12 protein-coding genes are annotated in these 14,069 nt (G+C 43.4%); 3 read left to right on the top strand and 9 right to left on the bottom strand.

The window, feature by feature from the left end; genetic code table 11:
* Positions 1 to 70: 70 nt before the first annotated feature.
* Entirely contained in the window at positions 71 to 364 is a 294-nt protein-coding gene (locus JFC08_RS10195) for a hypothetical protein (RefSeq protein ID WP_198330609.1), read from the bottom strand.
* Positions 365 to 553: 189 nt separating this feature from the next.
* A complete protein-coding gene (gene acnB, locus JFC08_RS10190; RefSeq protein WP_055123861.1) occupies positions 554 to 3,157 on the bottom strand; it encodes a bifunctional aconitate hydratase 2/2-methylisocitrate dehydratase in 2,604 nt (867 codons plus the stop codon).
* 485 nt (positions 3,158 to 3,642) lie between these two features.
* Between acnB and JFC08_RS10185 the strand changes: the two genes are divergently transcribed.
* Entirely contained in the window at positions 3,643 to 4,053 is a 411-nt protein-coding gene (locus JFC08_RS10185) for a carboxymuconolactone decarboxylase family protein (protein ID WP_227697730.1), read from the top strand.
* Positions 4,054 to 4,227: 174 nt separating this feature from the next.
* Positions 4,228 to 5,271, top strand: coding sequence for a lipoyl synthase (gene lipA / locus JFC08_RS10180; RefSeq protein WP_198330607.1), 1,044 nt, complete (start codon positions 4,228 to 4,230; stop codon positions 5,269 to 5,271).
* 126 nt (positions 5,272 to 5,397) lie between these two features.
* Here the strand turns inward: lipA and JFC08_RS10175 are convergent, their stop codons facing one another.
* Genes JFC08_RS10175 through JFC08_RS10165 form a run of 3 tightly spaced genes read right to left on the bottom strand, consistent with a single transcriptional unit; the run spans position 5,398 to position 9,020 of the window.
* Entirely contained in the window at positions 5,398 to 7,488 is a 2,091-nt protein-coding gene (locus JFC08_RS10175) for a TRAP transporter permease (protein WP_198330606.1), read from the bottom strand.
* A complete protein-coding gene (locus JFC08_RS10170; protein WP_227697727.1) occupies positions 7,460 to 8,020 on the bottom strand; it encodes a DUF1850 domain-containing protein in 561 nt (186 codons plus the stop codon). The genes JFC08_RS10175 and JFC08_RS10170 overlap by 29 nt, the downstream gene beginning before the upstream one ends.
* Positions 8,001 to 9,020: a TAXI family TRAP transporter solute-binding subunit gene (locus tag JFC08_RS10165; protein WP_045445337.1), complete on the bottom strand. Its 1,020-nt coding sequence runs from the start codon at positions 9,018 to 9,020 to the stop codon at positions 8,001 to 8,003. The genes JFC08_RS10170 and JFC08_RS10165 overlap by 20 nt, the downstream gene beginning before the upstream one ends.
* A 505-nt stretch (positions 9,021 to 9,525) precedes the next feature.
* On the opposite strand from JFC08_RS10165, the gene mtnP reads away from it, so the two are divergent.
* Entirely contained in the window at positions 9,526 to 10,431 is a 906-nt protein-coding gene (mtnP, locus tag JFC08_RS10160; RefSeq protein ID WP_198330604.1) for an S-methyl-5'-thioadenosine phosphorylase, read from the top strand.
* 120 nt (positions 10,432 to 10,551) lie between these two features.
* On the opposite strand, the gene JFC08_RS10155 is transcribed toward mtnP, so the two are convergent.
* Genes JFC08_RS10155 through arsS form a run of 4 tightly spaced genes read right to left on the bottom strand, consistent with a single transcriptional unit; the run spans position 10,552 to position 13,817 of the window.
* Complete coding sequence (locus JFC08_RS10155) at positions 10,552 to 11,190, bottom strand: TIGR04282 family arsenosugar biosynthesis glycosyltransferase (RefSeq protein ID WP_198330603.1); 639 nt, start codon at positions 11,188 to 11,190, stop codon at positions 10,552 to 10,554.
* 17 nt (positions 11,191 to 11,207) lie between these two features.
* On the bottom strand, positions 11,208 to 11,918 hold the full coding sequence (locus JFC08_RS10150; RefSeq protein WP_244656504.1) for a TIGR04283 family arsenosugar biosynthesis glycosyltransferase: 711 nt from the start codon (positions 11,916 to 11,918) through the stop codon (positions 11,208 to 11,210).
* A 39-nt stretch (positions 11,919 to 11,957) separates the two neighbouring features.
* A complete protein-coding gene (locus tag JFC08_RS10145) occupies positions 11,958 to 12,806 on the bottom strand; it encodes a DUF547 domain-containing protein (RefSeq protein WP_198330601.1) in 849 nt (282 codons plus the stop codon).
* A gap of 12 nt (positions 12,807 to 12,818) precedes the next feature.
* Positions 12,819 to 13,817 carry an arsenosugar biosynthesis radical SAM (seleno)protein ArsS gene (gene arsS / locus JFC08_RS10140; RefSeq protein ID WP_198330600.1) on the bottom strand — a complete coding sequence of 333 codons (999 nt, stop codon included), beginning with the start codon at positions 13,815 to 13,817 and terminating at the stop codon, positions 12,819 to 12,821.
* Positions 13,818 to 14,069: the final 252 nt, after the last annotated feature.

Raw genomic sequence — 14,069 nt, 5'->3', positions numbered from 1 at the left:
ACGAAAAATTGGCTCGTAATTATAAGTCTATGCTGTATCTAGCTTGTACTATGATTCATTGCAAACTGAATTAGGGACACGCCCTAATATCAATTCGTTTGGCGAAATCCCCTATTGATATAGACTGATTACCGTTATTTATAATTCTAATAAGTAGCAGATGCACATTTTCTACAAGTTTATTTTCATAATATATTTTAATTTTATTTTGAACCTCGCTTTTCACTCCGACTAACTGTGTATTTGAAACAATTTCATAAGCTAATCTTTTTTTACTTTTTTGCAGGAAATAGATAATGAGTGGTACAGTAATAGCTGCTATCACTGCTAAACAACCTAATAATATTTCTATTGAAAAACTCATTCTTCTTCCTACATTAGTTTGATTTGTTGATTATACATATATCTAAGTTGAATAGATGCTAACAAATGACACATGCGATAATATATGACGTATATGTCAACTAATTTCTTCACCATAAAACAAAATAAACCCCGCATCATCACGATACGGGGTTTATTTTTATCTTACTAATTAGCTTTAAAGCAAATATTAGGTCAATTGAGCAACGTTAATTTTGTCGGCTTCTTCAGTATAAGAATCCATACGATCGAAGTTCATATACTGATACACTTCCTCGCCCATGCTATCAAGCATACCAGCATACTGCTGATATTCTTCGTTGGTTGGCAATTTACCAAGTACCGCTGCGACTGCTGCAAGCTCGGCAGAAGCTAGATATACGTTAGCGCCTTGACCCAAACGGTTCGGGAAGTTACGAGTAGACGTCGATACCGCCGTAGATTTCGGTGCGATACGTGCTTGGTTACCCATACATAGCGAACAACCTGGCATTTCAGTACGAGCGCCTGCTTGAGCGTAGATGTTGTAGTAACCTTCTTCCATCAACTGACGCGCATCCATCTTAGTAGGTGGCGCAATCCATAGACGAGTTTTCAAACTACCTGCTGGTACGTCTTGTAGCAGTTTACCCGCAGCGCGGAAATGACCGATGTTGGTCATACATGAGCCAATGAACACTTCATCAATGGTATCGCCAGCGACATCAGCCAATGTTTTTGCATCGTCTGGATCGTTCGGGCAGCAAAGGATAGGCTCTTTGATAGTGCTCATATCGATAGTCATATCGATGGCGTATTCAGCATCGGCATCAGCACGCAATAGGCTTGGGTTCGCTAGCCACTCTTGCATTTGCTCGATACGACGGCTAATCGTACGCGCATCGCCATAGCCTTCTGAGATCATCCACTTAAGTAGCGTGATGTTTGAGTTTAAGTACTCAGTCACTGACGCTTCAGACAAAGTGATGGTACAACCAGCAGCACTACGCTCAGCTGAGGCATCAGACAATTCAAACGCTTGCTCAGCGGTCAAATCTTCTAAACCTTCGATCTCTAAGATACGACCATTGAACTCGTTGATCTTGCCTTTCTTATCAACGGTCAATAGACCTTCTTTAATCGCTTGATAAGGAATCGCATGTACTAGGTCACGTAGCGTGATACCAGCCTGACGTTCGCCAACGAAGCGTACACGGACAGATTCAGGCATATCAAGTGGCATAACACCAGTCGCTGCTGCGAATGCTACTAAACCAGAACCTGCTGGGAATGAGATACCCATTGGGAAACGCGTATGCGAGTCACCACCAGTACCAACGGTATCTGGAAGTAGCATACGGTTCAACCAGCTATGAATGATACCATCACCAGGACGTAAGCTTACGCCGCCACGGTTCATGATAAAGTCAGGTAGTGTGTGCTGAGTCTCAACGTCAACTGGTTTTGGATAAGCCGCCGTATGACAGAATGACTGCATTACTAAGTCTGCTTGGAAACCTAGGCAAGCCAAATCTTTTAGCTCATCACGAGTCATCGGACCAGTCGTATCCTGCGATCCTACAGTCGTCATTTTAGGTTCACAGTACATGCCCGGACGTACGCCCTCTAGACCACAAGCTTTGCCGACCATTTTTTGCGCTAGAGTAAAACCTTTACCCGTATCAACTGGCTCTTCTGGCTTAGCAAAGATATCTGAATGTCCAAGACCCATGTACGCGCGGGCACGATTGGTCAAACCACGACCAACGATCAATGGAATACGACCGCCAGCACGAACTTCATCAAGCAATGTTGGTGAGTTCAATTTGAACGTAGACAACACTTCATCAGAATCATGCTTAGTGATTTTGCCTTCATACGGATAGATGTCAAATACATCACCCATGTTTAGGTTATCAACGGCTACTTTTTCGATTGGCAATGCGCCAGAATCTTCCATAGTGTTAAAGAAGATAGGAGCAATATTGTTACCAAGTACTAGACCGCCGCCACGTTTGTTTGGCACGTTCGGGATATCATCGCCCATGAGCCACAATACTGAGTTGGTCGCAGATTTACGGCTAGAGCCTGTACCTACCACGTCACCAACATAAGCGAGCGGATGGCCTTTTTCTTTAAGCGCTTCGATCTGCTTCATTGGACCGACAACGCCCTCTTCGTCAGCAGTGATGCCGTCGCGAGAGTTTTTGTGCATAGCCAATGAATGCAATGGGATATCAGGACGGCTCCACGCATCTTGCGCAGGCGACAAGTCATCGGTGTTGGTTTCGCCAGTCACTTTAAACGTCGTGTAAGTCGTCTTTTCTGGTACAGCATCACGGTTCAAGAACCATTCAGCGTCAGCCCAAGATTGAACCACTTCTTTAGCGATAGCATTGCCCGCTTCTGCTTTTTCAGTCACGTCATTGAACGCGTCAAACACCAGCAATGTCTTTTTCAACGCTTCAGCAGCATCTTGTGCCACTTCCGCGTCATCCAGTGCAGCAACCAATGGTTGAACGTTGTAGCCACCTTGCATCGTGCCTAGGATTTGAACGGCTTTTTGCTTGCTAATAAGTGGTGAAGAGGTTTCACCCTTAAGAATCGCTGCTAAAAACGCCGCTTTAACGTAAGCCGCTTGGTCAACGCCAGCAGGAATACGGTTTTCTAGCAGGTTCATCAAGAACGCATCTTCGCCTGCTGGTGGATTCTTTAGTAGTTCGACCAACTCTGCTACTTGTTTTTCATTCAGTGGTAGCGGAACCGTTCCTAGCTCAGCACGTTCTTCGACATGTTTACGATAAGCTTCTAACACAATAGTCGTCCTCGTCAGTTGGGAGTATTAGTACATTACGTGGGTAGTCAGCATGACCGCCTGCGTCTATATACTAGATGAAATAATTATTGGTGCAATCATAGCTTAAAACGCCCTAAATGTTAATGGCTCAGCCTTTAAAAGGCTCATAAAGCGGGTATAAAGGGCTCATATTGAACATTTATTATATAAATAGTACCATCAACAATATGATTGAGCAGCCTTGCCCAATCGATATACAGCTTGTCATTTTAGTCAAGCACCCCTCGATTTATGAGTAAATAAATACGCTGTGCCTGCTAGACGCTTTGTAGGATATTATTTGATAAAATGTCATCTTGATACGATAGCTTAGAGAAAATATCACTTAGAAAAATAGCGCTTGAAAAAACAGCTTTTATTAGCCATATACTAAATGAATAAATATTAAGGATGATGATATGGATAGTAGTGCAATGGAAAACAAAAATAGGGAAAACAGCGATATGGAAAACAGTAATATAAAAAGTAACGCTAATTATCAAAACGGTCTCAAAGTTCGTACTGACGTCATGGGCGCAGCACATGTTAAACGCTCGCTTGACGGGGCAACTGGATTTACTCAGCCGTTACAAGACTGGATTATTGAACACGCTTGGGGCAGCACATGGCAAGATGACTCAGTATTACCACGCAAATACCGCTCATTAATCACTATTGCTTTTTTAATTGCGCAAAAAAGCCCCACCGAGCTAAAAGGGCACATTCGAGGTGCCATCAATAATGGCGCAAGTGTCGCTGAGATTCGAGAAGTATTAATGCACAGCTTGCCTTATTGCGGGGCACCTGCCACCCAAGAAGCGTTTCGTGCTGCCATAGAAACCCTGAATGAGTTGAATATTGATATAGATATTTAAAACTATGGTTGCGAGACAAACCATAGTAGCCTTAATGATCCACCTCAAAATGATCAGTTAAACATTATTCATTGAAAATTAGCCCCTAAGTTTCTGCTATAATGTCCTCACTCACAACACATTCTAATAATTCCATAAACCCTTATGCTATAAAGGGTTAAGAGATACTTTATTATGACAACTGCCGTACAAACACATGTGCCTGCTGCTAAGGTCAAACCTAAAAAAGCCATTCAAGGCGAAAAACTACGTGGCTATGATAAAGTTGCCCGTATCCCAATTAAAGTGATTCCGACCATCGAGGCAAAGAAAAAGCCAGATTGGATTCGGGTTAAAATGTCCTCGCCCGCTGAAGTGGCTCGTATCAAAGCAACCTTGCGTGAGCAGAAGCTATACACGGTCTGTGAGGAAGCGGCCTGCCCTAACCTGCCGCAGTGCTTCGCTGATGGCACCGCGACCTTTATGATTATGGGTGATATCTGTACCCGTCGCTGCCCGTTCTGTGACGTCGGTCATGGTCGTCCGAATGAGCTAGATGCAGATGAGCCGCGCCACACTGCCGAGACTATTTTAGGTTTGCAGCTTAAGTATGCGGTAATCACCTCTGTGGATCGTGACGATCTAAAAGATGGCGGCGCGGCGCATTTCGTAGAAGTGCTCAATGAATCTCGCGCACTTAGCCCGAATTGCTTGATCGAAATATTGGTACCCGATTTCCGTGGTCGTATGGATATCGCGCTAGACTTGTTGACTGAAACACCGCCAGATGTCTTTAACCATAACATCGAAACCGTGCCTCGTTTATATAAAGCCTTCCGTCCAGGTTCTGATTATCAGCATTCGTTAGATTTGCTCAAGCTGTATAAAGAGCGGCGCCCTGATATCGCGACCAAGTGCGGTTTTATGGTCGGTCTTGGTGAAACTGAAGAAGAAATCTATGCATTGCTTGATGACCTAAAAGCACATAACGTGGATATGATTACGGTTGGTCAGTATCTGCAACCCAGCAAAAACCATGCGCCTGTCGATCGTTATGTCCATCCAGACGAGTTCCAGCGTTATATGGATTATGGTAAAAAAATCGGCTTCTTTAACATTTGGGCAGGCCCAATGGTACGCTCAAGCTACTTTGCCGATCGTCAGTACTACGGCGAAGAATGCCCAGCGCCAATCCGTAGTAAAAAAGCATTGGCAGCAGAAGGCAAACTTGGCTGCTAAGTGTCGGGGTTTAATGAGCTAATGCTTAAAAATTAAGTTGAGCATGTAAAAAGGGTGAATAACATTTTATGTTATTCACCCTTTTTTTAGCTTTAATAGATTTTTAAAACCTTCAACCGCAACGTCTTAAATGGTTAAAGTGGGCGTTGGCTCGCCACTGTTTCTAGTATTAAGGATGGCGATAGCAATAACGATCACGCCACCCACTAGACCAGTTGTTATTCCAGGATAGATTAACAGCAAAGCTCCGATTGCCAAAATAACGCGTGTTACTGGGCTCATATCGCTTTTAAAATAACCCTCTAATGCCGCACTAAGTGCGAGAACACCCGTAATTGACGTCAATACTACCGTGACAATATCGATAATAGGTGGTAGCGGGAAGTCCTTAGTAGTTACCGCAAGCCCAGTAGGATCAATCATTAACATCGCTGGACTATAGATAAACATAAACGGTACGATAAATCCAGCGAGTGCCAGTTTGAGCGATAAGAACCCTGTCTTCATCGGATCGCCACCAGATATACCCGCACCAGCAAAGGCGGCTAGACACACGGGCGGTGTAATATTGGCAAAAATACCAAAGTAGAAAACAAACATGTGCGCCGACAAAATTGGAATATCAAAACCAGCTAAGGCTGGTGCTGCCATCGTTGCCGTAATAATATAGGCAGGAATAGACGGTAGTCCCATGCCCAATACCATCGAGGCAAGCATGGTCAAAATGAGTGTGAAAAATAACGACCCTGCACCAAGTGTGACAATTGATGAGGTCATCACCGTTCCAAAGCTGGTTAGACTCACGACTCCGATAATAATACCGACGACTGCACAAGCAGCCATTACCGCGAGCGACTGGCGTGCACCATCTTCTAATGCCCCCAAAATGTCAGAGAAACCCATTCTAGTTTCTTTACGCAGCATACTAACTACGACAGTAAAACCAATGGTATAAGCCGCTGCATAACCAACGGGCACGTTTCTGATTAATAAGAAAATCAAAAATACAATCGGTAGCAGCATATGACCGCGGGCTTTTAACACTTCTTTCACGGCTGGCAAGCTTTCTTTAGCGATACCTTTTAGATCGCGACGACCAGCGCGAAAATGCACCTGCGCAATGACGCCCAGATAATACAATATCGCTGGCAATAAGGCCGCCAACGCAATTGTGCTATACGGCAAGCCTGTTGTCTCCGCCATGATAAAGGCACTCGCGCCCATAATCGGCGGTAATATTTGCCCGCCAACAGAGGCACTTGCCTCAACGGCACCCGCAAAATCTTTGTGGTAACCAACCTTTTTCATGAGCGGAATGGTAAAGGCACCAGTACTGACTACGTTTGACAAAGCAGAGCCATTAATACTGCCCATAAAACCACTAGAAATCACCGCTACTTTTGCAGGCCCGCCTTTTTTATGACCCGCAATTGCCAATGCCAAATCATTAAACAGCTGCCCCATTCCCGAGCGCGCTAAGAATGCACCAAAAAGAATGAATAAGAAGATAAAAGTGACCGATGCACCAATCGCAACAGAATATAAACCTTCGGTTTTTAGGAATAATTGACCAAAAATGTCACCCATGTCATAAGGACGAGTCAGTAACCGGTCTGGCATAAAATCCAAATGGCTGACAAACGGATAGGCCAAGAATATGCCTGCCAATATCGGTAGAATCCAACCTGTGATACGGCGACTACCTTCTAATACGCAGACCACTGTAATCAGCGAAAATATTACATCCATCTGATTGGCCATACCGCCACGTGAGGTCACGATATCTTGATATTCATATATCAGATAAGCCATGCCAGACAATGACAGGGCAAACCATATCCAGTCATACCATGCGACGCGCTGACGGCTGCTTTTTTTACTTGCTGGAAAAATTAAGAAAATTAAGGCAAAACCAATGCCCACGTGTACAGAGCGCTGTAGCAGCGCTGGCATGGGATTAAAGGTGATATATAAATGAAACAGTGAATATAAAATGCAAAGTCCAGCGATAAAATACTTCACTGGTCCTTGAGTGATGTGCCTTGTGATGGATTCTCTATCATACTTTTCTAATATGGCTTTATTGTGGGCTTGCGCCTCAAGTTCAGCGTCGACCTGAGTATCAGCATCCGTGTTGGAATGTATAGGCAAGTCGTTATTGATATGGTTATCTGACATCGTTGTCACATTATTGTGATCCATCACTTGGGAGTTCATGACACAAATCCTTGTTAAATCTATCAATGAAACCATACGTTGTCGGCATGATCGTTACTTCAGAATAGTCTGGCACCCAGCGATGAATGAGCATCTGGTAGTTACCATAGTCAATCTCACCTTTGGTAAGCCGTGAGACCACCCAATTGAGATTAGGCAATTTCTCATTGATTTGATAACCCAGATAGCCAGGTTTTTGTATGGGAGCAAGTGCTTCGGTTGAGGGTGTACCTGCCCCAAAAGCTTCAAAATAAGTGGTTGTCAGCAGCAATTCAGCGTCTTCTGTACTGCTGCCGTCTATACGTTGGTATTGCTCTTCCCACCATTGTTTTTCTACAGAGTGTATCCAGCGCAGTTGAAAATTTGGCTCGACAAAGTAGCAAACCTTGTCGTTAGCACCATCAACGCCTGCGACACGCACTTCCACCACAGGCTGACGGACAAAGAGATGCCATAGCATAAAAAAAACCAGCGCGGCAATGCCTGCCACGCCAATCAATAACCCTAAACGCTTATTTAGCTGCTTGCTCATCATAGTACTTTTTAGCGCCAGGATGGATAGGTGCGACCATACCTTCACGAGCGGTTGCTAAGCTAATATCATTGGCCGCTTGGTGCGCTGTTTTTAGACCGTCTAAATTGTCAAATAACGCTTTGGTCAGCTTGTAACCATCTGCTTCAGACAACTCAGAGCTAACCAATAGAGCATTCATGATTGCTGCGGTTGGAATCGCGGCGTCATTGCCATAAGTGCCAGCAGGAATCTCAAAGGTCTTAAAGTAAGGCTTAGTCGCAATGATTTCTTTTAGCTTGTCTTGATTGATGGTGATCAATTGTAAGTCTAGACCCTGCTCTAGCTCCATCAATGAAGAGTTTGGCAGACCACTACTAAAGAAAGCCGCTTCAATTTTACCCGCTTTCATACCGTCCGCTGCTTCCGCAAAGCCTAAATAATCAACGGTAACGTCATCATATGTGATACCAAACCCTTCTAATAGCGTCCGAGCATTTACTTCTGTGCCAGAGCCTTGATCGCCCACAGCGATGCGCTTACCACGTAGGTCTTCAATATTTTTGATGCCAGATTTTTTGGTGGTGACGACTTGCACCACATTAGGGTACAAGACTGCAATCTGTTGGATGTTGGTTATCGGCTTATCAAAGTTGTTTTTGCCTTCGATCGCGTCGGTGACCACATCACTGAGCGCCAATACCATGTCGACTTTACCTTGGGTCAATAGATTGACGTTTTCGACTGAAGCCCCAGTAGTTTGTGTTTTTGAGTTGACCCCAAAGGTTTTGACATAGACCTCTGATAATGAAGTGCCGATGATGTTATAAGGGCCAGATGCTCCGCCAGTGGCGATGGTAAGAAACTTGGTGTCCAGCTTGTCGGCGGCAGTGTCAGTAGCAGCGCTATCTGTTGCCGTACTGTCTGTACTTTCTGAACTTGGTGATGAGCATGCTGTCAGACCTAAAGTGGCGCTTAACATTGCTGATAAAAGTAACGGGGATTTTAGAGAGTTGAGCATTGAATTCATCCTTGAAATAATCGAGTTAATACACTTAACGGCACCAATATATCAATAGTGATGCGTTACAGACCTGTAATAATATAGCAATTCTTGCTATAAATAAACTGCCATCCAGATTCCCTCTACACTCACACTTTGTATGCGAAGCTATTTAAGTAAGGGCGCAGCAGTTCTTGTAATGAATCAATAGCCAAATATAGTTTTGCTATGCGGAACAATGTTTCATTAGAAAATTCATTTAAACAAAGTCTGTGTCTATTGTAAACCTTTATAATCATCTAAATATAAACGAGGTTATTTGACCAAAAAATACTGATATAAAATGACTAGATGGTAGCTCTTAATGCATTTTTATCATACTGTAGGATTTATTTTATATATAAAACCTAAGCGGTTATCTCGTAAGGCAGCTAACTTAAAGTAGATCCCGTCTAAATTTATAAATTCGTCACCACATATATTGGCAACGTTATCTGTTACTCTAAAAATATGGAAAACCTTTATGGCAGTATTTAGTGTAGAAAAGTCAGCGGAAGTATCGGTATCAGTATCTGCTGATATCGCCATCATTGGCGGTAGTGGTCTTTATCAGATGCAAGATTTAACCAATAAACGTAGTGTCAGCATATCGACACCTTACGGCAAACCCTCTGATGATATTGTCTTAGGTGAATTAAATGGCGTGACGGTCGCCTTTCTAACTCGTCATGGTCAAGGTCACAAATTCACCCCTTCCGAAGTGCCTTATCGTGCCAATATTTATGCCCTCAAAACTTTGGGGGTACGCTACGTCATTTCGGTATCGGCAGTGGGCTCATTAAGAGAAGCGCTTAAACCCTTAGATATGGTCATTCCCGATCAAATGATCGATATGACTAAGCATAGAAACAGCAGTTTTTTTGGGGAAGGTGCAGTGGCACACGTCGCGATGGCTGATCCTTTATGTCCTAAAGTCGCGGATATTCTAACGCGTGCTTATGCTCAGGCGCAGATAGCTCAAGGTCAATGTCATGCAAAAGCCACTTATATCTGTATCGAAGGGCCACAGTTCTCCACTCGTGCAGAATCACACTGGTATCGACAGATGCAAGCGGATATCATCGGTATGACCAATATGCCAGAGGCTAAGCTTGCTCGTGAAGCAAGTATGGCTTACGCAACGCTCGCATTGGTCACAGACTTTGATAGTTGGCACCCTACCGAAGAAGCCGTTAGTGCAGACTATGCCATAAGAAACCTAATGAAAAATGCTGAAAACGCTCAAGCAGTGATTAAGCAGGCGGTCGCCCTACTCGCTGTAGAACAGCCTAAATCAATTGCTCATAATGCTTTAGCACAAGCGTTAGTCACGCCTATTGAGGCGATGAGCGAAGAGACTAAAACCAGACTTTCAGCATTACTGCCTTAACGATACCAATTTGTGATTATCGAAAAGCCATCGAACTATAATCAACCTAATAGGGTCAACAAAATAGCTCGATGGCTTTTTCATACCTAAAAACCCTAAATGATAAGGCGTTCTCAGTTATTAGTTCTCAATAAACTTGCAATCATCAAGCCAACCTTCAGGTAAATACGGTAAATCTTCAGGCTCATCAATATCAGGCAAAGGCGCTAACAACGCTACAGACCAGCTCAATTCTGCCAAGCGCTGTTGAGTAATCTTTGCTACGCTCGCCGTACTCCATTCGATAGTGCTAAATAAACGAGCAGCAACTTGCTTAAAACCAAACAGCACATAACCACCATCAAAAGCGGGAATCATGACGCTATCTTGTGTTTCTAACTGCTGGGCAGCCTGTCGAATACGAATGGTTGTAAGATTAGGACAGTCCGTACCTATCAAAATAACGTGCTCGAAACGTGTTAATGCTTGCTGACTGGCGGTTAACATACGCAAACCCAAATCACCATCTGCTTGTGCTGACCATTGCAGCGAGTCAAGTAAATTAAGCGCTTGCCAGCATGGATCTGTCGGCGCAGGACTGACACATAACTCAACCGTGAAGCCAGTGGCGACGGCTTGTTCTATACTATGCAATAGCAGTCTACGTGCCATTTGCGCAGCACCTTCAATGCCAAGCGCGGGTTGCAAGCGCGTTTTTGCCATGCCCTGTGCGGGGAATTTGGCGAAAAGGATAACACAAGTTTGTGGTTTTTGATTCATGGTAAGAGTTTGTACTTTTATTTATAATAACGCGCTTTGATATTATCGGCCGAAACGCCACGCCAATAATCAAAGCGTAGATGCCACATCAAAAGAATCGTCCGCCAAGTGCCATGCTGTTGCCAGCGTCTTGCTGATGTGATGACTTTACTTTTTAAACAAGCAGGTTTAGCAATACCTTTTAACTGTTTGCAAAGCTCAACATCTTCCATTAAGGCTTGGTTAGGATAATTACCGATTCGCTCAAATAAAGACTGGCTAATAAAAATGGCTTGGTCGCCTGTCGCGATTCCGCTCAACCGTGAGCGCCAATTGATCATCTGACTGACCAATTTTAGCATGAGCTGGCGACTGGCTATTTGCACATCAAAACGTCCCCACTCTGCCCGTTTCATCGCTTCAGAAACGCTCTCTATAGCATCCATTGGCAATTGCATATCGGCGTGCAAAAATAGCAATACATCGCTAGTTGCTAACGCTGCGCCTGTATTCATTTGCAGCGCGCGCCCTGCTTTAGACTCAGTCATTTGCCAATCAATTTTACAATCATTATCAGGTATTAATTTATTAATAAAACTTTGGATTATGTCAATAGAATCATCGTTTGAACCACCATCGACCACTATCACTTGCTGTGGGTTTGGATTTAGCCTATTGATATTATCAAACAATAAAGGCAAATTATCTGCCTCATTGAGTACTGGAATAATGATAGAAACCGTCGCCATAGCCGTCATAGTTAGCAGTACTCTTACTTGTTGTTACCATTATTTCTTATTAAGGCTCCAATTATAATCGGTATAACCAATCTTCATTTTTCCTGCTTTTAGCTCAGTGGTTTGCGATTTATTAAGCCCTAAAGATGAGCTGTAACGAGCCAAAAACCCTTCTAAATCATTAGTAACGCGCCAGTTAGTCTCAAAGTCTTCTTTATACCATTTAAAAATTGGTGATATCTCTAACGTATTACCTTTGAGACGGTTGCGACTGCTATCCGCGAGGAATTTACTCGTCACTTGCTCTAATTGTTTATCTAATTTACTCCCTGTAAAAGCATCATTTAATAGCGCAGGACAGCCGATACTCGCACAGTTCACCGCAAAGTGAATACGTGGTTCGTTGTAGCGTTTTGAGCCACGGATTAGATTGTGCTCGATGTCATCAAGCGAGCGCTTCTTGCCTAATAGCGTGACGAAATCCTGTTTCCATGGCGAACCAAATATTCCACCAATATCTTTAATCGACTTGATGTTAGGATATTTGGTCAAAACCAGCTCTACCGTTCCAGCATTATAGACATTGATCAAAAATGCTAATTGCTCATCTTTACTCCAAGCGTTAAATTCCGATTGGCTGATTTTACCAGTCGCCGCCATGTAGCTATCAAGTTTGCTTTGATCTGCTTTCATACCGTTGTAATTAACGACTGAGGCTTTGCCACCATTGGTCATGGTGACGTTTTTATTCAGTAAACTATCCCAAGTGCTGTGATTAAAATCCGCATAACTTGCCATACTGGCTAACATGATAGAAGTGGTCACTGCCGTTTTGATTAATAAACCACTGCTTAAAAAAAGGCTTTTACTATTAAGTCTTGTACTATTAAATACTGACATGATTGACTCCGGTTAAATCGAGGATATTTCTTCTATCGTCCGATCTGTTGTCTCTTCTTCTAGCGCACCACCGCAGCTACTTCCTTGCCCTGCCGTACAGCCATAGCAATGATCTGCAATGGCAATGTCATCGCCAGCAGAATTTTGCGTTAACAAATCGCTTAGATGCCGACGGGACTTGTTGGGCACTGGAATCTTTAATTGCTGGTTAAAGTCACAATCAAACAATTCTCCTAACCAATTAACACTGATGGTCGATCGGCACATGACTTCGGTTAAATTGGCAGCCATGTAATTGGCTTTGAGCAAATCCATATAGGGATGGAATTGGTTTTTAGCCAATAGCACCGCACCAAAACGCTGAATAGGCATATTGGTCAAGGCAAATAACTGATGGAATTCGATATCGAAATGTTCTTTTAACTCGTGCTTATAATCTGCTTCTAGTTGCTGCTGATTGGGCGGTAGCGTAGCACCTTGCGGGTTATAAACGAGGTTCAGCGTGAGCTCCGACCCTTTCTTGCCGTAGCCAAGCGCATTGAGTTTATGCAGTCCCAATATACTGTCATCAAATGCGCCCTTGCCGCGCTGCTTATCGACATTTTCTAATGAATAACATGGCAGAGAAGCCACCACTTCGACCGCATTGTCTGCCAAAAACTGTGCTATGTCCTCAAAGCCTTCTTCCATCAGGATAGTTAGATTACAGCGATCAATCACTTTTACACCCAAGGCGCGCGCGGCTGTGACCAAATACTTAAAGTCTTCGTGCATCTCAGGCGCACCGCCCGTTAAATCAAGCGTCTCTATATTTTTTGCTTGCAAGACTTCTAGAATCAACTCAACCAACTCACGCGACATCATCTCTGTGCGGTAAGGACTGGCAGCCACATGACAATGCACACAAGACATATTGCATAAGTAACCCATATTGACCTGTAGCGTGGTTAACTCACGACGTTTGATCGCTGGGAAATCCGTGTGCTCGAGTAATTCGATAGTTGATTTCATAATGGTATAAAAACCTGTTAGTAGCACCTCTAAAGCAAGAATAATAACGCAAAAATAAAAGGTTAAAAAAGACAAATTCACACGCAAGCAATTGCTTTTTATGACTATTTCATAAAACAATCATCTTATTATTAGCCTTATCACTTTACGTTTTATCTAATTAATCATACCTGATTGTGAAACAATATTGACAACTAATATCGTAATTTTCATCTTTTATGCCAAATGAGCATGACGTCTCGTAGGATGTCA

It is taken from the genome of Psychrobacter cibarius (assembly GCF_016107535.1).
GTDB classification, from domain to species: Bacteria; Pseudomonadota; Gammaproteobacteria; order Pseudomonadales; family Moraxellaceae; genus Psychrobacter; species Psychrobacter cibarius.
Note: the sequence above shows the minus strand (reverse complement) of the source record. Positions and strands in the feature narration are given on the sequence as shown.

What these genes read in the sequence shown, in the direction of transcription:
- JFC08_RS10170 (WP_227697727.1), bottom strand. Translation starts at nt 8,020, where the DNA reads ATGAGCAAGCAGCTAAATAAGCGTTTAGGGTTATTGATTGGCGTGGCA.
- JFC08_RS10165 (WP_045445337.1), bottom strand. Translation starts at nt 9,020, where the DNA reads ATGCTCAACTCTCTAAAATCCCCGTTACTTTTATCAGCAATGTTAAGC.
- JFC08_RS10150 (WP_244656504.1), bottom strand. Translation starts at nt 11,918, where the DNA reads ATGGCGACGGTTTCTATCATTATTCCAGTACTCAATGAGGCAGATAAT.
- JFC08_RS10195 (WP_198330609.1), bottom strand. Translation starts at nt 364, where the DNA reads ATGAGTTTTTCAATAGAAATATTATTAGGTTGTTTAGCAGTGATAGCA.
- mtnP (WP_198330604.1), top strand. Translation starts at nt 9,526, where the DNA reads ATGGCAGTATTTAGTGTAGAAAAGTCAGCGGAAGTATCGGTATCAGTA.
- JFC08_RS10185 (WP_227697730.1), top strand. Translation starts at nt 3,643, where the DNA reads ATGGAAAACAGTAATATAAAAAGTAACGCTAATTATCAAAACGGTCTC.
- arsS (WP_198330600.1), bottom strand. Translation starts at nt 13,817, where the DNA reads ATGAAATCAACTATCGAATTACTCGAGCACACGGATTTCCCAGCGATC.
- JFC08_RS10145 (WP_198330601.1), bottom strand. Translation starts at nt 12,806, where the DNA reads ATGTCAGTATTTAATAGTACAAGACTTAATAGTAAAAGCCTTTTTTTA.
- JFC08_RS10175 (WP_198330606.1), bottom strand. Translation starts at nt 7,488, where the DNA reads ATGAACTCCCAAGTGATGGATCACAATAATGTGACAACGATGTCAGAT.
- JFC08_RS10155 (WP_198330603.1), bottom strand. Translation starts at nt 11,190, where the DNA reads ATGAATCAAAAACCACAAACTTGTGTTATCCTTTTCGCCAAATTCCCC.
- lipA (WP_198330607.1), top strand. Translation starts at nt 4,228, where the DNA reads ATGACAACTGCCGTACAAACACATGTGCCTGCTGCTAAGGTCAAACCT.